21 protein-coding genes and 1 tRNA gene are annotated in these 23,225 nt (G+C 57.6%); 12 read left to right on the top strand and 10 right to left on the bottom strand.

The features are described 5' to 3' along the window. Nucleotides 1–51: 51 nt before the first annotated feature. On the bottom strand, nucleotides 52–894 hold the full coding sequence (locus tag BKX98_RS03220; protein ID WP_083586598.1) for a CPBP family intramembrane glutamic endopeptidase: 843 nt from the start codon (nucleotides 892–894) through the stop codon (nucleotides 52–54). A 159-nt stretch (nucleotides 895–1,053) separates the two neighbouring features. Between BKX98_RS03220 and BKX98_RS03215 the strand changes: the two genes are divergently transcribed. After that, nucleotides 1,054–1,127, top strand: a tRNA-Arg gene (locus tag BKX98_RS03215). A gap of 105 nt (nucleotides 1,128–1,232) precedes the next feature. Here the strand turns inward: BKX98_RS03215 and BKX98_RS03210 are convergent. Continuing rightward, nucleotides 1,233–2,915 carry an FAD-binding dehydrogenase gene (locus BKX98_RS03210; RefSeq protein WP_073706113.1) on the bottom strand — a complete coding sequence of 561 codons (1,683 nt, stop codon included), beginning with the start codon at nucleotides 2,913–2,915 and terminating at the stop codon, nucleotides 1,233–1,235. Nucleotides 2,916–3,207: 292 nt separating this feature from the next. On the opposite strand from BKX98_RS03210, the gene BKX98_RS03205 reads away from it, so the two are divergent. Then, nucleotides 3,208–4,425: an MFS transporter gene (locus BKX98_RS03205; protein ID WP_073706112.1), complete on the top strand. Its 1,218-nt coding sequence runs from the start codon at nucleotides 3,208–3,210 to the stop codon at nucleotides 4,423–4,425. Here the strand turns inward: BKX98_RS03205 and BKX98_RS03200 are convergent. Then, the gene (locus tag BKX98_RS03200; protein WP_066138706.1) at nucleotides 4,422–4,868 is read right to left on the bottom strand and encodes an Lrp/AsnC family transcriptional regulator; all 447 of its coding nucleotides are present in this window, start codon (nucleotides 4,866–4,868) and stop codon (nucleotides 4,422–4,424) included. The two genes, BKX98_RS03205 and BKX98_RS03200, sit on opposite strands and share 4 nt — an antisense overlap. Nucleotides 4,869–5,024: 156 nt before the next feature. Between BKX98_RS03200 and BKX98_RS03195 the strand changes: the two genes are divergently transcribed. The 6 genes from BKX98_RS03195 to BKX98_RS03170 all read left to right on the top strand — a co-directional run bounded on the left by BKX98_RS03195 (nucleotide 5,025) and on the right by BKX98_RS03170 (nucleotide 10,435). Continuing rightward, the gene (locus BKX98_RS03195; protein ID WP_073706111.1) at nucleotides 5,025–5,741 is read left to right on the top strand and encodes a LysE family translocator; all 717 of its coding nucleotides are present in this window, start codon (nucleotides 5,025–5,027) and stop codon (nucleotides 5,739–5,741) included. A 149-nt stretch (nucleotides 5,742–5,890) separates the two neighbouring features. Continuing rightward, the gene (locus tag BKX98_RS03190) at nucleotides 5,891–6,580 is read left to right on the top strand and encodes an energy-coupling factor ABC transporter ATP-binding protein (RefSeq protein WP_038990794.1); all 690 of its coding nucleotides are present in this window, start codon (nucleotides 5,891–5,893) and stop codon (nucleotides 6,578–6,580) included. After that, the gene (locus tag BKX98_RS03185; RefSeq protein ID WP_038990793.1) at nucleotides 6,577–7,182 is read left to right on the top strand and encodes an energy-coupling factor transporter transmembrane protein EcfT; all 606 of its coding nucleotides are present in this window, start codon (nucleotides 6,577–6,579) and stop codon (nucleotides 7,180–7,182) included. The genes BKX98_RS03190 and BKX98_RS03185 overlap by 4 nt, the downstream gene beginning before the upstream one ends. Before the next feature lie 43 nt (nucleotides 7,183–7,225). Next, on the top strand, nucleotides 7,226–7,807 hold the full coding sequence (locus tag BKX98_RS03180) for a biotin transporter BioY (protein ID WP_038990792.1): 582 nt from the start codon (nucleotides 7,226–7,228) through the stop codon (nucleotides 7,805–7,807). A gap of 4 nt (nucleotides 7,808–7,811) precedes the next feature. Continuing rightward, the gene (locus BKX98_RS03175; RefSeq protein WP_073706110.1) at nucleotides 7,812–9,257 is read left to right on the top strand and encodes a class I adenylate-forming enzyme family protein; all 1,446 of its coding nucleotides are present in this window, start codon (nucleotides 7,812–7,814) and stop codon (nucleotides 9,255–9,257) included. Then, a complete protein-coding gene (locus tag BKX98_RS03170) occupies nucleotides 9,254–10,435 on the top strand; it encodes a thiolase family protein (RefSeq protein ID WP_073706109.1) in 1,182 nt (393 codons plus the stop codon). Before BKX98_RS03175 ends, BKX98_RS03170 begins: the two co-directional genes overlap by 4 nt. 1 nt (nucleotide 10,436) lies before the next feature. Here the strand turns inward: BKX98_RS03170 and BKX98_RS03165 are convergent, their stop codons facing one another. The 6 genes from BKX98_RS03165 to BKX98_RS03140 form a co-directional block, all read right to left on the bottom strand. Further along, nucleotides 10,437–10,781, bottom strand: a complete 345-nt coding sequence (locus BKX98_RS03165) for a metal-sulfur cluster assembly factor (protein ID WP_038990859.1) — start codon at nucleotides 10,779–10,781, stop codon at nucleotides 10,437–10,439. A gap of 183 nt (nucleotides 10,782–10,964) precedes the next feature. Beyond that, entirely contained in the window at nucleotides 10,965–11,309 is a 345-nt protein-coding gene (locus BKX98_RS03160; protein ID WP_038990789.1) for a metal-sulfur cluster assembly factor, read from the bottom strand. Between the two features lie 10 nt (nucleotides 11,310–11,319). Then, nucleotides 11,320–12,078: a Fe-S cluster assembly ATPase SufC gene (gene sufC, locus BKX98_RS03155; RefSeq protein ID WP_038990788.1), complete on the bottom strand. Its 759-nt coding sequence runs from the start codon at nucleotides 12,076–12,078 to the stop codon at nucleotides 11,320–11,322. A gap of 61 nt (nucleotides 12,079–12,139) precedes the next feature. After that, nucleotides 12,140–13,420 (bottom strand): Fe-S cluster assembly protein SufD, encoded by a 1,281-nt coding sequence (gene sufD / locus BKX98_RS03150; protein WP_083586597.1) that lies wholly within the window; start codon nucleotides 13,418–13,420, stop codon nucleotides 12,140–12,142. Between the two features lie 2 nt (nucleotides 13,421–13,422). Beyond that, nucleotides 13,423–14,883, bottom strand: coding sequence for a Fe-S cluster assembly protein SufB (gene sufB / locus BKX98_RS03145; protein WP_038990787.1), 1,461 nt, complete (start codon nucleotides 14,881–14,883; stop codon nucleotides 13,423–13,425). Then, nucleotides 14,880–15,665 (bottom strand): metalloregulator ArsR/SmtB family transcription factor, encoded by a 786-nt coding sequence (locus BKX98_RS03140; protein ID WP_073706108.1) that lies wholly within the window; start codon nucleotides 15,663–15,665, stop codon nucleotides 14,880–14,882. The genes sufB and BKX98_RS03140 overlap by 4 nt, the downstream gene beginning before the upstream one ends. Nucleotides 15,666–15,855: 190 nt before the next feature. Here BKX98_RS03140 and BKX98_RS03135 point away from each other — a divergent pair, with 190 nt between their 5' ends. From BKX98_RS03135 to BKX98_RS03125, 3 genes are read left to right on the top strand one after another with little or no spacing between them, the layout of a single operon-like run. Next, nucleotides 15,856–16,809: an ABC transporter ATP-binding protein gene (locus BKX98_RS03135; protein ID WP_073706107.1), complete on the top strand. Its 954-nt coding sequence runs from the start codon at nucleotides 15,856–15,858 to the stop codon at nucleotides 16,807–16,809. Continuing rightward, nucleotides 16,806–17,570 (top strand): ABC transporter permease, encoded by a 765-nt coding sequence (locus BKX98_RS03130; RefSeq protein WP_038990784.1) that lies wholly within the window; start codon nucleotides 16,806–16,808, stop codon nucleotides 17,568–17,570. The genes BKX98_RS03135 and BKX98_RS03130 overlap by 4 nt, the downstream gene beginning before the upstream one ends. 30 nt (nucleotides 17,571–17,600) lie before the next feature. After that, entirely contained in the window at nucleotides 17,601–18,539 is a 939-nt protein-coding gene (locus BKX98_RS03125) for a heme A synthase (protein WP_073706106.1), read from the top strand. A gap of 811 nt (nucleotides 18,540–19,350) precedes the next feature. Here BKX98_RS03125 and BKX98_RS03120 read toward each other — a convergent pair. After that, entirely contained in the window at nucleotides 19,351–20,298 is a 948-nt protein-coding gene (locus BKX98_RS03120) for a heme o synthase (RefSeq protein WP_052253674.1), read from the bottom strand. An 802-nt stretch (nucleotides 20,299–21,100) separates the two neighbouring features. Between BKX98_RS03120 and tkt the strand changes: the two genes are divergently transcribed. Beyond that, entirely contained in the window at nucleotides 21,101–23,215 is a 2,115-nt protein-coding gene (tkt, locus tag BKX98_RS03115; protein WP_073706105.1) for a transketolase, read from the top strand. Nucleotides 23,216–23,225: the final 10 nt, after the last annotated feature.

Below are 23,225 nucleotides of genomic sequence, written 5' to 3'. Positions count from 1 at the left end.
TCTGCCATTGAATCTGATGGTGGCCCACTAAAAGTGACGATGGTATTGGAATCAGCGGAGTGGGGATAAGTTCTTTGTTCTTTGCTGCTTGAAAGCCCCGAACGAAATCATTACTGCTATGACCAGACCTGGGAGTATCCAGCCGGACCACCCTAAAATAGATCCCTTTGTTGCATCCAGTGGTACTCCCAGCACCATGAATAGCGAGACGAGTCCGGCGCTCGCATTGAATGCGCCGTGTGCTAAGGCCGTTGGCCACACGGAATCGCTGTAAGTTCGCAACCAACCAAGGAACGCACCAAATACGATGCACATGCCGCACATGGCCAGGACACCCCATGGCCCCTTCGCCATCGGATAGTTGTACCCCAACAGAACCAGCGGCGCATGCCAAGCGCCCCAGATAGCGCCGGATATCAAGATGGCAGGGAGCTGTCCGTACGATTGCAACCGAACCCAAAGCCAACCACGCCACCCGACCTCCTCGCCTAAGGCGAACAGCGTGTTGAAGAGACTGGCGATAACTATCACCCCGGCTTGCCCTAGGAGGTACTTGGCTGGTCCGGCCTCGCCGGAAACGAAGTGCAGAACTGTAAAGCTCTCCAGATCCCCGGGGAATACGCCGAGCCACGTTCCGACGAGCGGCGCCTGGAGAATGAGAGCTAGCGGAATCATGTAAGACAGCACCAGAGCAATTAGGAACTTTCCAGGTCGCTTGATAGGCCACAGCCCGACATCCGCGGGGAAGCTCTTCACCCGTCGCTCTGCAATTGCGATCATTAGAGCAGCTACTGTCGGGGTAAACATCATGGCCGTGGCGATGCCCGGCAACCTGGCATCGTTAATGCCATCTCCTCGCCAAAGTGGAAGTGCAACCGCCCAGGCCAGCGCCATGCTGAGTACACAGAAGCAAACTATGCTCAAAATGCCACCGATTCTCAATTTCGGCAACTTAACTACCCCAGATCAGATGATGATGCGCGTACATCTCACCAGCCTAACGGCCTCAAGTCGTATTTTTGGGGAACAATGAGCTAAACTATTTTCGGTTATGCCTCCGTAGCTCAGCTGGATAGAGCAAGAGCCTTCTAATCTCTAGGTCGCGCGTTCGAGTCGCGCCGGGGGCACGGACAAGAAACCGCCGTTCACTTGGTCAAACAAGTGAACTGCGGTTTCTTTTTGTTTACTCGGAAACAGGTTTTTGACCATAGTTTGACCACAGTTTCCATTCCTTATTGCAGCGCTCCTACCAGGGCTCGACCTACTTGACGTCCACTGAACAAACACCCTCCCAAAAAAGTGCCCTCGAGCGCGTTATATCCATGCATCCCACCCCCACCGAACCCAGAGGCTTCACCGGCTGCATAGAGTCCGTCAAAAATGCTTCCATCTTCCTTGAGAACCCTTCCGGAAAGGTCCGTCTGCAATCCCCCTAGGGATTTTCGCGTCAGAATATGCAACTTCACTGCAATTAACGGCTCGGCAGTAGGATCAAGAATCCTGTGAGGAGCTACCGCCCGGGTGAGACGGTCGCCAATGTACTTGCGCGCATTGCGGATCGACTGAATTTGCTGATCCTTGCTGAATGGGTTCTCAATTTGTGAATCCCGAACAAGCAAATGCTGGCGGAGACGCTCCGGCTCAACAAATGCTTCTGGCGCTATGGAATTCATCTTCGTAGCAAGTTCTTCCACGGTAGTAGCCGAAACGAAGTCAGCGCCTTTGTCCAAGAAGTCTCGAACCGGCGCCGGCGCCCCTTTGCCGAAGATCCGGTCTTTCACAACCCCGGCCTTGTCCCGATTAGTCAGGTCCGGATTCTGTTCCGAGCCGGACAGAGCGAATTCTTTCTCAACTATTCGCTGGTTCAGCACGAACCATGAGTAGTCGTACTTTCGCGCAATTGGATCCGTTCGAAGATACTTCAGCGTGCCCAGGGTGTCATGCCCCGGAAGACATGGCGCTTTGAGCCGGTTTCCCTCTGCGTCGAACCACATGGAACTGGGACCAGGCAGGATTCGTATTCCGTGTGACGGCCAAATCGAGTTCCAATTCTGAATTCCCTCGGTGTAATGCCAAATTCGATCCTGATTGGCCCAACGTGCACCAGATGCCTGCGCTAGCTCGATACCGCTTCCATCAACGTATTCCGGAACCCCGGTGATCATGTGTTCTGGTGCATCGCCAAGCCTAGACGGCCAGAATTTTCGCACCAGGTCGTGGTTCCCACCAATTCCACCAGTCGCAACGACCACTGCCTCAGCCGAAAATTCGAATTGGCCCAGGACGGTTCTGGTGGAACCCTGTCCCCGCGGAGCGTCATCTGGCGACAGGACCTCGCCACGAACACCGGTGACCGAGCGGCCAGTAGTCACCAGCTCGGTGACTCGATGGCGATTGAGCAATTGAACTTGCCCCATGCGCAGTCCTTCGCGGATCCTGTCGGCGAATGGTTCTGATACGCCAGTCCCGGTTCCCCACGCGATGTGAAATCGCGGTACCGAATTCCCATGGCCCTCGGCACGACCGTCGCCGCGCTCAGCCCAGCCCACTACTGGTGTCAGATCAATACCTTTTCGCTTGATCCAAGATCGCTTTTCAGTGGCCGCGAACTCGACATAAGCTTTCGCCCACCGATGCGCCCACACATCCTCATTTCCCAGGCGGTCGAATTGAGCGCTATGTTGCCAATCCGACCACGCAAGATCAAATGAATCGCGGACACCTAAACGACGTTGTTCCGGGGTGTCAACCAAAAACAATCCACCGAAAGACCAGTAGGCCTGGCCGCCAAGATTCGCCGAGTTTTCCTGATCTAGGATCCGGACTTTTAGACCGGCATCAAGTGCTTCGGCTGCAACCACCAATCCAGCCAGCCCCGCACCGATTATCACTACACTGCCAAATTCTGACCCCATCGGATTATTGCCACCTCGGATGGTATGTAGTGAACGATTATTTACCTAGAGCCTACTTGCTGGTGAGCAAAGTCACCATGGCTATACGCTCCGTCCCCATGCACCTGACTGGCGCAGATTGCTTCCCGAGAACCAATTCCTTTGCCCTGTGCTGGCCCTTGATTCTGTGAATCTCATGACCACCAGCGGTGCAACGGCGCATAATCAAACGGAATCCGGACTGAACAGTAACTTATCCCGCTATTTTGAGATAAACTCTAGGAATTGTAGAAATCGAAAGGGATAGTCTCTGATGGTCCAACTGGTCGCCCACCTCGCGCGACAGCGAATCACGGAACGTACCAGCATCAACCTAATATTCCTTCTGGCAGGATTATCTTTTGCGACTTGGGCGGGCCGCCTATCGATCATCGATACCGTTTTCGACTTCTCTGGCCTAAGCCTTGGGTCGTTCTTGATCTGCAGCACCGTCGGCACGCTGCTCGGCATCTCTCTCATTCCAACTATCAGCAAATTTGTACCGACGCGACGATTATTGTGCTGCCTACCCATTGGACTCGCAGCATGCCTAGTCATGCTCGGCATAGCTATCTCCATAACGTCGAATGCCGCGCTTGCCTACATTGCACTCTTCTTATACGGGATCACCTTTGGCTGCCTGGACATCATGATGAATGTCAGCGGAGCGCAGGTAGAGCGACGAGTGGGGCGTAGCATCATGCCTTCCCTTCACGGCTTCTTCAGCTTGGGAACACTACTAGGTGCCGGTCTGGCAACTGCAACCATCTCGATGCACATTCCTAGCGTCTGGCACTTTTCCCTAGTTTCAGTACTCATTGCCATTCTCGCCTACATTGCCCATAGGGGCGTCACCTGCTGGGAAAACGAGAACTTCGTTCCTAGCAACCAAGATGCCCGCCAAGGTCCGGCGCAGGCCACCAGGAAGAACTGGCTATTGCTATTACTGGGTGTAATGGTTGCCGGACTGAGCTTCACAGAAGGTGCGGCCAATGATTGGATCGCCGTAACTTCAGTTGACGGACACGGCTTCGAACATGGAATCGGTGCGCTCATGTTCACCCTATTCGTCGCCGCAATGACGCTGGGACGCTTTGTCGGTGGTCGACTAGTGGACCGGCTCGGTACGAAGAACACTCTCCTGATCATGGGACTTATCGGCCTGCTCGGTGTTGCCCTGTTCATCACCGGAACAAACCCGTACCTCGTGGGCCTCGGCTCAATGATGTGGGGCTTGGGCAGTTCACTGGGATTCCCCCTTGGAATGAGCATTGCCGCTTCCCGCGGTGAACGGCTTGGACCCAAGGCTGTGAGCATCGTGAGCGCCTTTGGCTATGGCGCGATGCTAGGTGGGCCGCCTTTTATCGGCTTCGTCGTCGATACGCTGAAGCTGCCTCAGGCACTATGGATCTGCGCGATTGTGCTCATTACTTCTCTGCTGTTGACGCCTGCGGTAACTCGCATTGGCAAGCCGGCGGACAAGAACTCCTAAACCGGCAGCATGGCTCGCTCCTTGATATTCCGCATGACGATGGTGCTTGTCAGCTTTTCCACTCCAGGCAACTCCACAAGCACCTCGTCGTATACCCGCTGGTAATGCGGCAGGTCAGTGGCGAAGACACGTAGCAAGAAATCTGGTTCGCCGAAAAGGCGTTGAGCATCAACTATTAGCTCCTCACGCTCTACGGCTGATTCAAAGTGCTTCAGCTGCGCTCGGTCCTTCAAGGTGACGAAAACCAGAGCTTCGAACCCCAGACCTATGAGCTCGGGGTCAATTACCGCCTGGTATCCGCTGATCACCCCCTTGCGTTCAAGTTCTCTGATCCGTCGATGGCAGGGAGCCACAGATAGTCCGACTTTCGCCGCTACGGCAGTCGCGCTCATGCGCCCGTCGTTCTGCAGTTCGGCCAAAATCGCTCGATCTAAATCATCCATGAATTCAGATTACTGCACAAATAATTTGCGCAGAACTCATTCAGGTACTATTTTTCTTGCTTTCCGGACGGATATCCCCAGAAATTCAGCAAGCACATTTCACAAATTTTTGCCTAAGGTTGCCACATCACTGAAATATGGATTTTTGGAGAAGCATTGGACCTCGCACAGTTCGCCGGATTCCTCCTGGTATCAGTTACCTTGGCCTGCACGCCCGGCGCAGACTGGGCATACATCATTTCCTCGGCACTTGGTAAAGCGGGCTTTCGCCCAGCCGTATGGGGATTACTCGCAGGTTACTTGGTTCATACAGCCCTCTTGGTGTGTGGAATTGCTGCCTTGGTAGCGAGTTCCCCATCCATTCTCTTGTGGCTGACCGCGGCCGGATCGCTCTATTTGCTGTGGCTGGGAGTCGCGACGCTGCGTTCCTGCAAGACCGCGAGATTCTTTAATCCTGATGCGGCTTCACTCCCAGAACCTGAAGCGCTGACCGGAAATTCTTCTCAATCCTTGCCTCAACCGTCCAAGGGGTCTGTGGCCCTGCTCGATAAAGTTGAACAACGGTCACCTCGCAGCCAATTCATTAAAGGCCTGCTCACCAGTGGCACCAATCCCAAGGCCCTATTGCTGTATGTGGCCCTCATACCCCAGTACTTGGATTCGTCCCAGCCGCTTCCGCTGTCCTTGCAAACAGGCCTGCTTGGACTGACGCATTTCTCGGTTTCAATCCCCGTCTACTTCCTCGTCGCATTGGCCGCGAGCGCACTGCTCCGCTCACGGCCGATGGCGGCCCGCGTGGTAACACTGTGTTCCGGAATCATCATGATCCTCCTTTCCGCAGGCCTGATCTACGAGCAATTCTTCGTCGCATAGGAAATATATTGAACACTGATCAAGACAATTGAACGGTGATCAAGTATGCTCGTTATCGATGGCACTCCGGTCATCGATAACGCAAGCATGAACTACTGCCCATTCAACGAATCAGATGTTCAAGCTATGATCCTCGCGCTGGAGCATTCGTGGAACTACCGCCAATACGATTCGAAAACGTCACGGTCAGCTTTGAAGAGCGCGACGTGCTCAAAGATGTCAGCCTTACGCTCAACGAGCAACGCATCGGAATTATCGGGGCAAACGGCGCTGGAAAGAGTACGCTGTCGCGGCTCATCAATGGACTTGTACTGCCCACGCAAGGAGCCGTGTTTGTTGGCGACCGGGATACGCAAAAGCATGCAAAGCAAATACGTCGCGATGTGGGTTTCGTCTTTCAGAATCCGGCAAATCAAATCATCATGCCTCTGGTTTCAGAGGACATCGCATTCGGCCTGAAGAATCTGCAGCTTCCAAAAGCCGAAAGGCAGAAGCGTGTACACGAGACTCTGGCAGAGCTGAACATCTCTCATCTTGCGGACCGTGAAAGCCACACGCTTTCGGGCGGTGAGCAGCAAATGGTTGCGCTCGCTTCCGTCTTGGCCATGCAGCCTCGAACCATTGTGTTCGATGAACCCACCACGATGCTGGATCTGCGCAACCGCCTTGCCTTCCAACGTGAGATCGCGAAATTGGAGCAACGCGCGATAGTGGTGACGCACGATTTGGAAATCCTCGAGGATTTCGACAGAGTCCTCGTTGTCACCGATGGCCGAATCGCATTCGATGGTCGACCTGATGAAGCGATCGCGAATTACCGCCAATGGAGCCACGCATGATCGCTTCCAAAAATTCTTCGTACCTAGCTCGCATAAAACCCGGATGGAAATTCGGAGCCCTATTGGTACTGAGCATCAGCCTTTATTTGATTGACTCGTGGCAACTTTTGTTGCTGTCATTCATACTGAGCATTGTCCTGCTGTTGTCGGCCAAGGTTGGGTTCAAGCAACTGCGCATGCCATTGATGTCGTTGGCCATGATCCTCAGCGTGGTGTTTGTTCTCCTGGGATTGCAAACAGATTGGGGCAATGCCATAGTTTCGGTTCTGCGGCTCCTGACCATGTGCTTGTTTGCGTATTCTGTCAGCCTGACCACAAGCTTCGACGCCATGCTGGAACTGTTCCAGCAGGTTGCATCTCCCCTACGTTTCATCGGGGCGAATCCTGCGCAAATCGCCTTGGGTTTATCCATGACTATTCGCTTCATTCCGGAATTGAAAAAGGTATATCTGGAAGTTCGCGAGGCACAGCATGCTCGTGGCCTGGGCAACAACCCGTTGGCCGTGAGCGTTCCGCTAGTGATCAGGTCACTAAAAATCGCAGACGAAACAGCTGAGGCGCTCGACGCCCGCGGCTACGATTCAGCTCCATACCGACGCTAGTCCATTTGTCCTTCAACCTCACTCGCACTGACAAGGAATTCTTATGCCAACGAAAACCGACTCAACATCGCAGACGCGCAACACTGTCTATGTAGCGGTCTTTGCCGCAATGATCGCCGCTATGGGGCTCCTCCCGCCCATAACGCTGGGAATCATCCCTGTGCCGATTACCCTGCAAACTCTCGGTGTCATGCTGGCCGGTGCGTTGCTTGGGCCGTGGCGCGGAGCATTGGCCTCACTTGTGGTGGTTGTCCTGTCATTGGCAGGATTGCCCCTGTTATCTGGTGGACGCGGAGGGCTCGGCGTCCTCTTCGGGCCGACCGGAGGTTACCTCGTTGGCTGGATTTTCGGCTCCCTCGTTATCGGAGCACTCTTCAAATACTGGGTCCTGCGCAATGAAAATAAGGGTGTCCGATTCGTGTCCGGACTGATCTCGGTGCTCCTCGGGGGCGTCGTTGTCATCTACTTGTTCGGAGTTCCGTGGACCGCGGCTACTACCGGGCTTGGTCTGGGAACTTCGCTGCTGGGCTCGCTCGGCTTCCTGCCAGGGGACGTCTTCAAGGCTGTCGTGACGACATTGGTGGCATTGACCGTGCATCGCAGCTACCGCGGGTTGATGGGCTAGTTCCGTGGAACTGTGGCAGTCGCTGGCGAGGTGGGCCGACCAACAACCGGATCGCCTTGCCGTGCTGACTCCTGGAAGACAGCTGACCTACGGGCAGCTAAAGAGGAGAAGCAGCGCTATCGCCCGGCAGCTGGATTCATTGCAGAGCACTCGCATTGGTGCGCGTACCAGCGACCCAATAGAAATGGCCATCGCCTTCTACGCCATTGCGGCCAGTGGCAAAACGTTGGTTGTCATTGACCCCGCTTGGCCCGAGAATTTGGCAAGCACGATGGCAGCGAGCCTTCACTGCAAGTACATGATTGAATCTCCCAATTTGACGACATTGCCCGGGGTATCAAGGCTCATGGCATTTCCAGAGTCGCCGGCGGACGACGACTACGTCGCGTCCGCGGCAAACTTATCCGGTTCCCGCGACTTGCTAGTCATATGCACTTCGGGAAGCTCATCGCGGCCCAAACCGGTAGTCCGGACGGTTGGCTCCTGGGAAGAAGAATCCTTGAGTGCAGGTTCCCGAATCCTGGGCGCTTCGCTCGATCAGGCCACGCTCTGCCCGAGTCCAATATCCCATGGCCTGGGACTGTACGCGATGGTCGAATCCGTTCATTCTGGCGGCACATTCTTGGCTACCGGAAAATGGGATCTGAACGGCATGAGGTCGTTGCTCTCTCAGTCCAGTTGCACCCGCATCGTCAGTGTCCCGACAATTCTCAGGAGGGTGCTTGAGCTGGCCGAGCCGACTTTTCTGTCCAACCTGCTAGTAGTTGTCAGTGGCGGCGAGGCGCTGCACCAAGAAACAGTGCAATTGCTTCATGAGATCGCCCCTATGGCACGTTGCGTTGAATACTTCGGAAGCAGCGAACACAGCCTCATCGCCTATCGCGAACGCAAACCCGACCAGCCCGCATCACCATATTTCGAAGGCCAGTTGTTTCCAGGAGTACGGGCACACATCCATGGCAAAGATTCTGCTACCGGTTTCGGCCTGCTCTATATCGATAGCCCTTTCAATGCCAAAGGCTACGATGCCAGCTCGGAAGCGTCCGTTTCCCGATGCGGCAAGTCGATCGGCATCGGAGATCGTGCGATGCTGGCGTCGGGTTCAGCCCGCGTCGTGCTCGCTCGCCGCAACGACGAGATGATGAATCTCAACGGCAACAATATCCACCCCGGTGAAGTCAGCACAGCACTGGAATCCGTCGGACTGCCCAACGCCATCGTACGACTAGATGAATCGGGTCCTGAACCCCAAATGGTGGCGTACACCGTTTCGCCACCACGCAGTCGGTCCACGCTTCTCTCCAGCCTCGGGCAACATTTGTCGCGATACAAGATCCCTCACCGGATTACGTACCTGAGATCGTGGCCGGAAACCTTCAGCGGCAAATTGAATACCGCGGCGTTGAATGACCAGGACTTGGACATCGAACGGAGCGACTGGCTCAGATGAACAAGGCATACATCATTGACGCGGCACGTACCCCGATCGTCAGGGCAGGCAAAGAATTCTCCCGGGTTGGTGCTGATCATCTGCTTGCGCAGGTGATCAATACGCTATTGGAACGAACCGGAATTTCTCCTGCTCAAGTCGACCATGTGTTTGCCGGAAACGCGGCTGGTCCGGGAGGAAATATTGCCCGCGTGTCTGCGTTGGCATCGGTACTGCCGAACACTGTCGGCGCGACGAGCATTGATGCCCAATGCGCTAGTGGATTGGACGCCATTGCAGCCGGTGCCCGAATGATCCGCTGCGGTGAAGCCCATGTTGTTGTGGCAGGCGGAGTGGAGTCCGTGAGTACGGCTCCGTGGCGCGTCGAAAAGCAATCATCCGTTGTCGATCCGCCAAGGCTATACTCGCGTGCGCGATTCACCCCGGCTCCCGATCCAGATCCCGACATGGGCGTTGCCGCGGAAGCCATCGCCCAGTCCAAGGCGATTACCCAGGAACGTCAAGACGAGTTCGCTTTGCGCAGCCATCGACGTGCCCTGCGCGCTCAATCTGCCGGACTCTTCGCGGATGAGCTCGTTTCCGTCGGCACGAGTAGCGGACGAATCGCGTCTGACACCTGCCCCAGGTCCGGGCTGACACTCCGAAAGCTCGCAGCACTCAAGCCCGCCTTCGTACCCGGTGGCACGGTCACGGCGGGAAACTCCTGCCCGATCAATGACGGGGCGGCCGCGGTGATCTTGGTCAGCGGACAAATGCGCCGGGCACTGAACGCGAACTTTGCACTGCGATATCTGGCCTCAGCGCACGGTGCTTGCGATCCCCAGGTTCTCGGAATGACGGCAGTGCCGGCTTACCGAAAGCTGATCAGCCTCTTGCCGTCTGCCACCGCATCCGGCACTCCCCTCATTGAATTCAATGAAGCCTTTGCCGTTCAGGCGCTCGCATGCCTCGATGAATTGGGAATTCCAGAGCAAAACGTGAATCTCAATGGCGGGGCCTTGGCATTGGGCCATCCATACGGTGCCAGCGGTGCAATTCTGACTACACGCTTGTTTTGGCAGTCGCAGCAGGCCCAAGTGGATGGCCAGCAAGCCATAGCCCTCATGGCTGCTGCCGGTGGTACCGGAAGCGCCCTTGCATTCGAGTCAACCCTTCATCTGGATTTGAATGACTGTTAAGTTAGATATTGAACCCTAGCGCTCTCATTTGATCCCGACCATCATCGGTGATGCGCTCAGGACCCCACGGCGGCGTCCAAACCCAGGTAATAATGTGATTATCGACGAGATCTTTCAGTGCTTCATCGATCTGCGCTTCAAGAATCTCGGTCAGCGGGCACGCAGGAGTTGTCAATGTCAGGTCAATGTCCAGAACGGAGTCGTCGCTAAAACGCAACCCGTAGAGCAGGCCCAAATCAACGATATTGACTCCCAGCTCGGGGTCAATTACGTCCTTGAGCGCCTCTTCGATTTCTCCTAGCGGACGTGCTGCGTGGGCACTCGCATCTGGTGCTGTTCCAGTCATGCTGGACATCTCAATCCTCCTAGAGGTATGCCTAATTTAATTAAACGCAACTTTACGCACGTTTTTCTGATTTTTCGACCCTTTCAGCAGGATGCTCAGGGCGAATACAGCAGAGGCTCAGCATTAACGAACAAAACCGCGTACCCTTTCGGTGATACGCGGTTCTGTTCTCTTCAGGCGTGATTAGATGTTGAAGCCCAGGGCTCGCATCTGATCGCGACCGTCATCGGTGATTCGTTCTGGACCCCAAGGCGGCATCCAGACCCAGTTCAGACGGTGGTCGTCTACAACGCTCTCCAGCGCCTTGGCAACCTGCTCTTCGATGATATCGGTGAGCGGGCAGGCGGCAGTGGTCAACGTGAGGTCCAGCAAAAGCACACCGTCATCAGCGTACTTCAGGCCATATAGCAAGCCCAGGTCGACAATGTTGACACCCAATTCCGGGTCAATGACGTCCTTGAGCGCTTCCTCAACGTCTTCCAGAGGAGTCGTAGCGGCTCCCGTGCTCTGTTCGGTCGATTCGCTCATGACTGTACCCTTAGGCCTTGACGTTCAGGTAACGGTCGTAGCCTTCTTCTTCCAGACGGTCAGCCAGCTCTGGGCCGCCCTCTTCGGCTACCTTGCCGTCAACGAACACGTGCACGAACTCTGGCTTGATGTAGCGCAGAATGCGGGTGTAGTGGGTGATCAGCAGGGTGCCCATCTCGTTCTCGGCCTGCGCGCGGTTGACGCCCTCGGAGACAACCTTCAGAGCGTCGACATCCAGGCCTGAGTCGGTCTCGTCCAGCACTGCGAACTTAGGCTTGAACAGTTCCAGCTGCAGGATTTCGACACGCTTCTTCTCACCACCGGAGAAGCCTTCGTTCACGTTGCGCTGCGCGAAGTCGGCATCGATCTTCAGCTTGGTCATCGCTTCCTTGACGTCCTTGGTCCAGGTACGCAGCTTAGGAGCTTCGCCGTCGATTGCGGTTTTTGCGGTACGCAGGAAGTTGGTCATGGTTACGCCTGGCACCTCTACCGGGTACTGCATAGCCAGGAACAGTCCAGCCTTTGCACGCTCGTCAACGCTCATCTCCAGGACATCTTCACCGTCGAGGGTGATGGAGCCGGAGGTGACGTTGTAGCGCGGGTGGCCAGCGATGGTCGATGCCAGGGTCGACTTGCCCGAGCCGTTGGGGCCCATGATTGCGTGGGTTTCGCCGGTCTTGATGGTCAGGGTTACACCCTTGAGAATTTCCTTCTCGCCCTGCTCGGTGTCAATCGAGACGTGCAGGTCCTTGATTTCCAGAGTAGACATACGTCGTTCCGTTTCTTTCTAAAAAGCGCTAAGGCTAAAAAGCTGGTGAAGCAGGCACTAGCTAGTTGCTAGTTGCAGCCAATTCTTCTTCGATGGTTTCGGTCAGACGCTCCTCCAGAGCCTCATCGCCAATCTGCTGAACAATTTCGTTCAGGAATCCGCGCACTACCAGGCGGCGAGCGGTCTTTTCATCGATACCGCGAGCCATCAGGTAGAAGAGGTGCTCGTCGTCGAAGCGGCCGGTGGTCGATGCGTGGCCAGCGCCATCGATCAAGCCGGTTTCGATTTCCAGGTTTGGAACCGAATCGGCGCGGGCGCCATCGGTCAGAACCAGGTTGCGGTTTGCTTCGTAGGAGTCGGTGCCCACAGCAGCCTTCTGGATCAGCACATCGCCAACCCAGACGGTGTGCGCGTCCTTGCCCTGCAATGCACCCTTGTACAGCACGTTCGACTTGCAGTTGGCCACCGCGTGGTCAACGAACAGGCGGTGCTCCAGGTGCTGGCCGGCATCAGCGAAGTACAGGCCGTAGAGCTCGATCTCAGCGCGTTCGCCGGTGAAGCGGGCCGATGGGTTCACACGAACCAGGTCGCCACCAAAGGACACGGCGATGTGCTTGAAGGAAGCGCCAGCTGCAACCAGTGCCTGCTGCGAGGACGCGTGGACTGCGTCATCTTCCCAAGCCTGCAGCGAGATCACGGTCAGGCGTGCGTTGGCCTGGACGTCGAACTCGACGTTCTGGGCCAGCACTGCCGAACCTACGTGATCCAGCACGACGGTAGCTTCGGAGTTCTCCTCGGCGACAACGATCACGTGCTGGGCTGCCGCTGCCAGCGACTCGCCGGTGATGCGCAGAGTTGCCTTGGCACCCTCGGCATTCTTCGGGATGGTAACCACGTGGGTCTCGGAAGCGTACTTCCAGGCGTTTGCCGACACGCGGTCATCCGGGGTGTGCGCAACGCCGTTCAGGGCATCGTCAGCCGCAACAACCGACAGCTTGGCGATGTCGTTGCCGGTCAGCTCGATCTTCGGAGCTGCGCCGGTGAGCTCATCGGTATGCAGGCCCTTGAGGCGCTTGAGCGGGGTGAAGCGCCAGTCCTCTTCACGGCCGGTCAGCTTGGCGAAATCATCAACGTTGGTGCTGGTCAGTCGACCAGCACGCGACGAATCCGGAACGCCAACGCCGCCGCCATGGCTGTGCGCCTTGGTGGAGGCGCCAGCCAGCGGCGAGCCGCCGTTGTCGTTGATCGGCGAAAGGTCTTCGCCCTCTTCGGTGAAACCAGGAATCGATGGTGCGCCGATGCGCGCCTTCTCTTCTGGGATATGGGTGGTGGTCTCCGACATTCTTAGCCGACCGATCCTTCCATCTGAAGTTCAATAAGGCGGTTCAGTTCCAGCGCGTACTCCATCGGCAGCTCGCGTGCAATTGGCTCGACGAAGCCGCGCACGATCATTGCCATGGCCTCGTCCTCGGCCAGGCCGCGGGACTGCAGGTAGAACAGCTGTTCCTCGGACACGCGGGAAACCGTTGCCTCGTGGCCCATGGTCACGTCGTCCTCGCGGACGTCGATGTATGGGTAGGTATCCGAACGCGAGATCTGGTCAACCAGCAATGCGTCGCAGACCACCGAGTTCTTGGTGCCCTTGGCGCCTTCCTGGACCTGTACCAGGCCGCGGTAGGCCGAACGGCCGCCATTGCGGGCTACCGACTTGGCAACAATTGCCGAGGAGGTGTTCGGTGCAATGTGGACCATCTTGGATCCGGTGTCCTGGTGCTGGCCTTCGCCGGCGAAGGCGATGGACAGGGTCTCGCCCTTGGCGTGCTCGCCCACCAGGTAGACAGCCGGGTACTTCATGGTGACCTTTGAGCCGATGTTGCCATCGACCCATTCCATGGTGGCGCCTTCTTCACAGATAGCACGCTTGGTCACCAGGTTGTACACGTTGTTGGACCAGTTCTGGATCGTCGTGTAGCGGACGCGGGCGTTCTTCTTCACGATGATTTCCACAACAGCCGAGTGCAGCGAGTCCGACTGGTAGATCGGCGCGGTGCAACCCTCGATGTAGTGCACGTATGAGCCCTCATCGGCGATGATCAGGGTACGTTCGAACTGGCCCATGTTTTCCGTGTTGATACGGAAGTAAGCCTGCAGCGGGATTTCCACGTGGACGCCCTTCGGGACGTACACGAACGAGCCGCCGGACCATACGGCGGTGTTCAGCGAAGCGAACTTGTTGTCGCCTGCTGGAATGACCGAGCCGAAGTACTCCTGGAAGATCTCCGGGTGTTCCTTCAGACCGGTATCGGTGTCAAGGAAGATGACGCCCTGTGCTTCAAGGTCCTCACGCAGCTGGTGGTAGACGACCTCGGACTCGTACTGGGCGGCAACACCGGAAACCAGGCGTTGTTTTTCAGCCTCGGGGATGCCCAGTTTGTCGTAGGTGTTCTTGATGTCTTCTGGAAGATCTTCCCACGAGGTTGCCTGCTTCTCGGTGGAACGCACGAAGTACTTGATGTTGTCGAAATCAATACCCGAGAGGTCTGGACCCCAGGTAGGCATTGGCTTGCGATCGAAGTACTTCAGCGCCTTCTGGCGACGCTCCAGCATCCATTCTGGCTCGGACTTCAGGGCAGAAATATTCGCCACTACGTCCTTGTCAACGCCACGGCGCGCATTTGCACCCGCGTCGTTCTTATCTGACCAGCCGTACTCGTAATTGCCGATTCCGTGGAGTTCGGGGTTCTTCTCCAGAATCTCGGAAATTACACCCGGGTCGGCAGACTCCTGTGCAATCTGATCCGTCATCGCGGCCTCTCCTGCTTCGTGAACTGAATTCGAGTTCTCTTCTCGGCGCGCATTGGCGCCTTTTCACGCCCCACAGGGATGTGGGTCGTGCACACGTGTCCTCCGCCGGCCAGTGTCGACAGTCGTCGAACGTCGACGCCCAGCAAGCGGGCGAACATTTCAGTTTCCATGTCGCAAAACACCGGAAACTCTCGTGCCAAGTCTTGTATCGGGCAGTGCCCCTGGCATAGCTGCACGCTATGCATCAGAGCAGATGCCACTTTGGTATCCACTTTTCGGGTGTATCCGACGAATCCATCGGCACTGAGCAGGTTGCCCAGCACTTCGGCTCGTGCTTCCAAACCTTCAACGCCGACCAGTGCTTTGGCGTACCGCTCCTCCATGGATGCGAATCGATTACGCGCAAACTTGCGAATCGCGTCCTCGCCAGCCGCATCCCCGAGCATCTTCAATGCATCGGAAGCGATCTCCAAGTAGTCGTTGCCCAGCTTCGTCTGGCCGCGGTGCGAAAGCACGTAGCGGCGAGACGGGCGTCCAGCACCGGTCTTCTGGTTGGCTACCAGTTTTACCTCGACGAGTCCCGATTTCGAGAGCGCGTCCAGGTGGCGGCGGACCGCAGCAGGCGTGAAGCCCAGCTTGGTTCCAAGCTCGGCGGCACTGACCGGTCCGTCCTCTAATACTGCGTATAGGACGCGGTCACGCGTGCGCTCCTCGGTATCCCCAACTGCGCCAACCGTCGCGGCAGCGGAGCCACTAGCTGATTCTGAATTTGATGAATACACAACACAATCATGCGTAAATTTTTACTCTAGGTCTAGTAAGGAAGGACTTACTAAGGGCAAGCTAGCCCGACTAGGGCGTTGCCTGCCTCAAACCTCTTGCACTTCCATTGTCTCGCCCCCTTAAGCGGAACTCGAGGCTTGGTGACCAACCACTCAACTCAGCCAGTTCGACATGTCGTAGAATGTTCTAGTGTCTTCTGTATCCCCCAGCCTCGTCATCAACGAGCTGGCCAAAGATTTAGGTCCAGTCCCCGCCTTGGACAATCGCATGCTGCGAGTCCTGGAGTCGGTGTCCCTAAAAGCTTTTCCCGGTCAGGTCACCACGCTTTTAGGAGCTAACGGAGCCGGCAAGTCCACGACTCTGGCCTGTGCCCAGGGGCTGCTTCAGCCCGAAGGCGGCACAGTCGAACTCCTGGGCCAGAATCCCTTCGGCGACAACCCCGAATTGCGCTCCCGCGTCGGAGTCATGCTCCAGGATGGCGGTTTGCCTCCGTCAATGCGCCCGATTCCGCTCTTGCGGCATGTCGCATCCCTCTATCAGAAGCCCATTGACATTGATGCGTTAATCACACGCCTTGATCTCGAGTCATTCGGCACCCGCACGATCCGGCGTCTATCCGGCGGCCAAAAACAGCGCGTCGCATTGGCAGTCGCGTTGGCCGGAGATCCGGAAGTGCTTTTCCTCGATGAGCCAAGCGCCGGATTGGACCCGCAGTCGCGCCAGGTGGTTTTCGACCTCATTGCCGAACTTCGCGATGCTGGCAAGGCCATCATCTTGACGACCCATCTCATGGACGACGCACAGCGCCTCAGCGACTATGTCTACATCATCGACAAGGGCTGCACCGTGGCGCAGGGCACTGTTACAGAGCTGACTGCCCGCGCTGCCGAAGACCAGGACACCCGCCCGGTCTCTTTCTCGGCCCCAGCTGGCCTGCGGCTGCCTGAACCGCCGGCAGGATTGCGTCTGGCAGAAACCGCCTCCGGCCAGTACCGCCTCGACGGGGTCAACTCCCCCGAACACTTGAACTGGCTCACGCAGTGGTGGCTGAAGGAAAGCATCTTGCCAATCGAGCTTAATCTCCAGTCTCGAAGCCTCGAAGACGTTTTCCTCGAAATCGCGATCAAGGAGGAAAAAGCATGAGCCAAGCACTCACGCGCTCCAATGCTGCCTCGCCACTGCGCAGAATCCTGAACCAAGGCAGATACGAATCCATCCAGATGCTCAGCAATGGCGAGCAACTCATTCTCGCTGTTGTCATGCCGCTCATTGCGCTGTTCGTGCTTACCCTCACCGATCTCGTCAATGACGTGGCCGACCGAAGCATTGATGCAGCTGTACCCGGCGTGCTCGCCCTGTGCGTCATTTCAACGGCTTTCACCGGACAGGGAATCGGGACAGGTTTTGACCGCCGCTACGGCGTGCTGACCATGTTCTCAACGACACCATTGGGGAAAACCGGACTGATTTTCGGCAAAGTCATTGCAGTGCTGTCCGTCTTGTTGATCCAGGTCGTCTTGATCTGCTCAGTCGCGCTGCTGTTCCTGGATTGGCATCCGAACCCCTGGGGAATCCTCCCGGGTATCCTCTTCCTGCTCTTGGGTGCAGCGGCGTTTACCGCGCTGGGCCTGCTCATTGCTGGCACCGTTCGCCCTGAAGCCACGTTGGCCATCACCAACCTTGCCTGGATCCTGCTGGCCGGCGCCGGCGGTGTCCTGTATCCCTTGAGCATGGCCCCAGATTGGGCACAGCCGACGCTGAATGCACTGCCTTCGGCAGCGCTGGGCGATGCCATGCGCGATGCCCTCATCCATGGCCAGTTCAGCATCGCTGGACTGATCTTCTTGATCCTCTGGGCAGCAGCCGGCTCCTTTGCAGCCATCAAGCTGTTCAAATGGAGCTAACCACCACTCAATTCCAAGAGGGAGATTTCCTTGACTTCAGTCCAAGCCAAACAGAGCTGGGCCGATAAGTTGCCCACGAAGGTAAACCGCCTCGTGCATGGTCTGGCGATCGCATCCTTGATCTCGCAGATTGGCATTATCGTCACCGGAGGGGCCGTAAGGCTTACCGAGTCGGGACTCGGTTGCTCACATTGGCCCAACTGCGTCCCCGGCTCGATGACTCCTGTTCCGGAAATGGGTATCCACGGCATCATCGAGTTCGGCAACCGCCTGCTGACCTTCGTCCTGCTGGTTATCGCCGTTGCTTTCCTGGTCTCCATCTGGAAGATGCGCCCGACGCACCGTACCTTGTACAAACTGGCCGTCGGCTTGCTCGCCGGCATCGCACTTCAGGCCCTTGTCGGCGCCATCACCGTATGGACTGGCCTGAATGCCTGGGTTGTGTCGGTGCATTTCCTGATTTCCGGGGCTCTGGTCATCATGGCCACGTTCCAGGTCAACCGTACGGCCAAGGAACTGAAAAGCCGGGAGATTCCGCGGAGCACCAAGTCCATCGGCCAGATTTCATTTGCCGCATGGATCTTCTCGCTGCTCGCTGTCGCGTTCGGAACTGTCGTAACAGGCACCGGACCGCACGCTGGTGATGCCGATGCTCCTCGTCACCTGTTCGATCCACTGTTCGTGACCCGGCTGCACACGGCTCCGGTGTACTTGCTGGTCGCCGCCACCGTTGTTGTTCTCATCCTGGCCTACAAGCAGGGCGGAAACAGCCAGCTTCGCAACGCCATTTGGTGGCTCGTGGCCGCTATCGCGATTCAGGCAGCGATCGGATACATCCAGCACTTCAATGGCCTGCCGGTTGCCCTGGTTCTCTCTCACATGCTCGGCGCCAGCTTGTTGCTCTCAGCTTCTGCAAACGTCTGGGACCGGGCCGCTATCCTTCCGGGATACAGGGTCATCGCTTCATAGCATTCTGCGTAAACGTTTCGGGGGTTGCCCTGCACTCAAAGTGCACGGCAACCCCCGAATCGCTTTAACTATCTTCTTGTTGTTCCGAGGTCTACGACCCCAGCAATCCAGTGAGTCCTATAGGTAGGCAGCTCCGGTCAGCAAACGACCCGCACCCAAGATCTCCGCCATCGAAAGCAAGCTAGTGCCCCTGGCAATTCGAATCAGCTTGCAACTGCATTCTCGCTTCATCAAACCGGCAACGGCACGCCATCCTCGACTTGCCGCTCCCGTCCTTCTTTTTCACAGCGCTCTGCTGCCAAAGCCTCGCCGTCTTCGATAACCTATACCGCTACCATGACGTTGCCACATTTCTCGCCTGATAGCTTGATGGACTTCAGAGAAATCACGTGCCTCTGGCGGTGAGTTCATCGAGCGACGGGTATCCAGCAATCCGCTGTTGATCATCGCCGCAAACAGAGAATACGAGCTCCCGCAACGGAGTTACCCTCCAGGAGATCAAAGGTTGCAGCAAGTTCCGTGCCGCATTCATCACTGTCCGTTTTGGAACCGAGCGCATAGAGATCGGCAGCCCGCCAGTGAATGGCGGGTAATGACTTCTTTGGTGCTGGACAGGCACAACCGGGAGTTGCGTTGCCTAAGCCAGAATTATCAAAGGACCCAGTTTCTGCTCCGGTTGAATGAATGGCCCAGATGCATCCAATGCTCTAGAGACCGGCGTGCATAAGCTAAAGAAAAGCGCCTTGCTTGGAATCCAAACGAATTTGGGTTCCAAGCAAGGCGCTTGTGAAGCTTCGTTGCGGAGTTGAACTCAGCCGAACAGCGGGCTGCCCACGAACGGATCAATGGCCAATGCCAAGAACACGATCGACAAGTAGGTGATGGAGATGTGGAAGACCTTCATGGCCTTGCGGTTGATCTCAGCCGGCTTGTGGTCGTTCTGCGCCTCGCGGTAAAGCACGTGAGACTCGTAGACGAACCACAAACCTGCGCCGCCCGCGATTGCGGTATACACGATGCCGGCGCCACCCAGTGGAACCAACAGCATCGAGCAAACGACGGTGGCCCAGGCATAAAGCACGACCTGCACCGAAACGCGGCGGGCGTTGGCGATCGCGCCAAGCATTGGCACCGAAGCCGCGTTGTAGTCATCCGCGTACTTCATCGACAGCGGCCAGTAATGCGGCGGTGTCCAGAGGAAGATCACCAGGAACAGGATGATCGCTGGCCACTCAATTGTGTTGGTCACCGCAGCCCAAGCGATCAGTACTGGCATGCAGCCGGCGATGCCACCCCACACAATATTCTGAGCCGTCCGGCGCTTGAGGATCAAAGTGTAGAACACCACGTAGAGCAGAATGGCCGCCAGGCCCAACGCGGTCGTCAGCGGATTCGTGCCAACCCAGAGAATCACCAAGGATGCGATTGCCAGGGCCCAAGAGAAGACCAAGGCTTCCTTCGGGGTCAGGTCACCAGTCACCAAAGGGCGCCCCTTGGTACGCTTCATCAACTTGTCCATATCGCGATCGATATAGCAGTTGAATGCTCCGGATGCGCCTGCGGCCATAGCTCCACCAACGAGGGTGGAAATCATCAGCCAGACGGAAGGAAAGCCCCGCTCGGCAAAGATCATGGTCGGAAGGGTGCTCACTAGCAGCAACTCGATAACGCGAGGCTTCGTCAACGCCACATACGCATTGGCCTTGCGCTTCAGAAAGTCGCCGGCAGTTTCATCAGGCTGACGCGATGCGCGTGGCACTGATGCTGCGGCGACACTTTGAGTCTTCAATTAAACGCACTCAGTTCTTCACGGGTACAAGACAGACACATTCATTCTACGCTGGATAGAAATTGATTGAAACTCCCCACGGAGAGGATCACATTCAAAAAGGGTGATTTGGCTCAATTTAAATAGTTGCAATGCCCAAACCGGCTACGTACCAAGCGCCGCACCCGATGGGTGCTCAGATCGATCTCCGGCGTTCGAATCGGCTATCCGGGCCGGTCCTTCACTCACAACTGCGATTACCTCCAGTTCAGCAGGCGGGGGCCAAGAGCCCCGCCCGTTCACGCACCGGCCACTTGCACAGGCGGCAGCCTCCGAGGCAGCGGCCACAGGACCTCGGCCTTTAATAGACGTCAGATATTCCTGGCACCCGCAGCACCAGGACAAATTCCACAAGCTGTAAGCAACCTGGAAACAAGATTGATTTTTTGTACACCTCTCCAGGGCAACGCGTCAGCAACTCCGGGTACACAGCCATCCGGGACACACCTGCAACGACCTGTGCACCATTGCGCAGAATGACTGAGCGCTTGGCTCAGGCCAAGGCATGAAAGGTCACATCGGGTCGCACCCCTGCGCAAACCGAATAATTATGTGTCATCTTGCTAAATCCAGCGCCCGAAGGCGCCGTTTCGCGATAGAGTTGACTCAGATTGCGCCGTCGCGACCTGCATTCCTCTAACTTAAGCAATATCGGAGGCATGGGGAGGCGACGGCGTATTGCGTGTCAGCGGGAGGCATCTCCCGTCCAAGCCTGAATGGAAGGAACGCCGCTGTGGCGACTGAATCCTTAGTTGAAGAATTCTCACTGACCGAGTTGGACCGTAAGGCCATCGACACCACCCGTGTCCTGGCAGCCGACGCCGTCGAAAAGGTTGGCAATGGCCACCCCGGTACCGCAATGAGCTTGGCTCCTGCCGCCTACTTGATTTTCCAGAAGCACCTGCGCCACGACCCGAAGGATCCGAACTGGATCGGCCGCGACCGTTTCGTGCTTTCCCCAGGCCACACCTCGCTGACCCTGTACCTGCAGCTGTTCCTCTCCGGCTACGGCTTGGAAATGCAAGACATCGAAGCGCTGCGCACCTGGGGCGCGAAGACCCCTGGCCACCCTGAGTACGGCCACACCGCCGGCGTCGAGATCACCACCGGCCCACTGGGCCAGGGCCTGGCCTCCGCCGTTGGCTTCGCCTACGCCCAGCGCCGCATGCGCGGCCTGCTGGATCCAGCCGCCGAAGCCGGAACCAGCCCCTTCGACCATACTGTCTACGTCATCGCTTCCGATGGCGACCTGCAGGAAGGCGTCACCTCCGAAGCTTCCTCGCTGGCCGGCCACCAGGAACTGGGCAACCTTGTGGTGATCTACGATGACAACAAGATCTCCATCGAGAACGACACCGACATCGCATTCACCGAGGACGTGCTGGGCCGCTACGAGTCCTACGGCTGGCACACCCAGCGCGTTGACTGGTCCGCCACCGGCGAATACGTCGAGGACATGGCCGCACTGGACGCCGCCATCCGCGCCGCCAAGGCCGAGACCTCTCGCCCGTCGATCATCTCGCTGCGCACCATCATCGGCTGGCCATCGCCAACCAAGCAGAACACCGGCGGCATCCACGGCTCGAAGCTGGGTGCCGAGGAAGTTGCCGGCCTGAAGAAGGTGCTGGGCTTCGACCCGGAGAAGAACTTCCAGATCGAGGATGACGTGCTGGCCCACGCCCGCGAAGTCGTAACCCGCGGAGCGCAGCTGCACGCCTCGTGGAACGAGACCTTCAACGCCTGGAAATCTGCAAACCCGGAAGAGGCCGCCCTGCTGGAACGCCTGCAGGCTGGCGAGCTGCCAGAAGGCTGGACCGAGAAGCTTCCTACCTTCGAGCCTGGTTCCACCATGGCCACCCGCGCCGCGTCGGGCAAGGTCATCAACGCGATCGCCGATGAGCTGCCAGAACTCTGGGGCGGCTCCGCCGACCTGGCCGGTTCGAACAACACCACCATCGAGACCGCGAAGTCCTTCGCTCCCGAGCGCCGCTCCACCGATTCCTGGTCGGCCAGCCCGTACGGCCGTGTGCTGCACTTCGGCATCCGCGAGCACGCCGCCGCGTCGATCGTCAACGGCATCGTGCTCTCCAGCCCGACCCGCGCGTTCTCCGGCACCTTCCTGATCTTCTCCGACTACCAGCGTCCGGCCATCCGCCTGGCCGCGCTGATGGGCGTCCCGTCGATCTTCGTCTGGACCCACGACTCCATCGGCCTGGGCGAAGACGGCCCGACCCACCAGCCGGTGGAGCAGCTCGCCTCGCTGCGCATCATCCCGAACTTCGACGTTGTCCGCCCGGCGGATGCCAACGAGGTCGCCTACGCCTGGCGCGGAATGCTGGAACTGTCCACCACCCCATCGGGCATCGTGCTCTCGCGCCAGAACCTGCCGATCTACGACCGTTCGGCCACCGGCTTCCGCGGCGCCGAAGGCACGCTGAAGGGCGGCTACATCCTGGCCGAGGCCGTGCGCGACGGCGCCGAGACCACGCCGGATGTCATCCTGCTGGCCACCGGCTCCGAGGTCGAGCTCGCCGTCGAGGCCCGCGAAGCGCTGGCGGCCAAGGACATCGCGGCGCGCGTCGTCTCGCTGCCGTCGCTGGAATGGTTCGCCAAGCAGGATGCCGCCTACCGCGAAGAGGTCCTTCCGGCTGCGATCACCGCCCGCGTTTCGGTGGAGGCCGGCGTGGCCCAGGGCTGGCGCGAACTGGTTGGCGCCCACGGCGAAATCATCTCGCTGGACCACTTCGGCGCGTCCGCCGACTACAAGAAGCTGTACTCGGAATTCGGCATCACCACCGAGGCAGTGATCGCTGCCGCCGAAACCTCCATCAACAACGCTGCCAATTAAGGAACTGAAG

The organism is Glutamicibacter sp. 0426, assembly GCF_001906485.1.
Taxonomy (GTDB): domain Bacteria; phylum Actinomycetota; class Actinomycetes; order Actinomycetales; family Micrococcaceae; genus Glutamicibacter; species Glutamicibacter nicotianae.
Note: the sequence above shows the minus strand (reverse complement) of the source record. Positions and strands in the feature narration are given on the sequence as shown.

Excerpts from the sequence above, each read along its gene's own strand:
- BKX98_RS03220 (WP_083586598.1), bottom strand. The coding sequence starts at position 894 with ATGGCGCTGGCCTGGGCGGTTGCACTTCCACTTTGGCGAGGAGATGGC.
- BKX98_RS03210 (WP_073706113.1), bottom strand. The coding sequence starts at position 2,915 with ATGGGGTCAGAATTTGGCAGTGTAGTGATAATCGGTGCGGGGCTGGCT.
- BKX98_RS03205 (WP_073706112.1), top strand. The coding sequence starts at position 3,208 with ATGGTCCAACTGGTCGCCCACCTCGCGCGACAGCGAATCACGGAACGT.
- BKX98_RS03200 (WP_066138706.1), bottom strand. The coding sequence starts at position 4,868 with ATGGATGATTTAGATCGAGCGATTTTGGCCGAACTGCAGAACGACGGG.
- BKX98_RS03185 (WP_038990793.1), top strand. The coding sequence starts at position 6,577 with ATGATCGCTTCCAAAAATTCTTCGTACCTAGCTCGCATAAAACCCGGA.
- BKX98_RS03180 (WP_038990792.1), top strand. The coding sequence starts at position 7,226 with ATGCCAACGAAAACCGACTCAACATCGCAGACGCGCAACACTGTCTAT.
- BKX98_RS03170 (WP_073706109.1), top strand. The coding sequence starts at position 9,254 with ATGAACAAGGCATACATCATTGACGCGGCACGTACCCCGATCGTCAGG.
- BKX98_RS03165 (WP_038990859.1), bottom strand. The coding sequence starts at position 10,781 with ATGACTGGAACAGCACCAGATGCGAGTGCCCACGCAGCACGTCCGCTA.
- BKX98_RS03160 (WP_038990789.1), bottom strand. The coding sequence starts at position 11,309 with ATGAGCGAATCGACCGAACAGAGCACGGGAGCCGCTACGACTCCTCTG.
- sufC (WP_038990788.1), bottom strand. The coding sequence starts at position 12,078 with ATGTCTACTCTGGAAATCAAGGACCTGCACGTCTCGATTGACACCGAG.
- sufD (WP_083586597.1), bottom strand. The coding sequence starts at position 13,420 with ATGTCGGAGACCACCACCCATATCCCAGAAGAGAAGGCGCGCATCGGC.
- sufB (WP_038990787.1), bottom strand. The coding sequence starts at position 14,883 with ATGACGGATCAGATTGCACAGGAGTCTGCCGACCCGGGTGTAATTTCC.
- BKX98_RS03130 (WP_038990784.1), top strand. The coding sequence starts at position 16,806 with ATGAGCCAAGCACTCACGCGCTCCAATGCTGCCTCGCCACTGCGCAGA.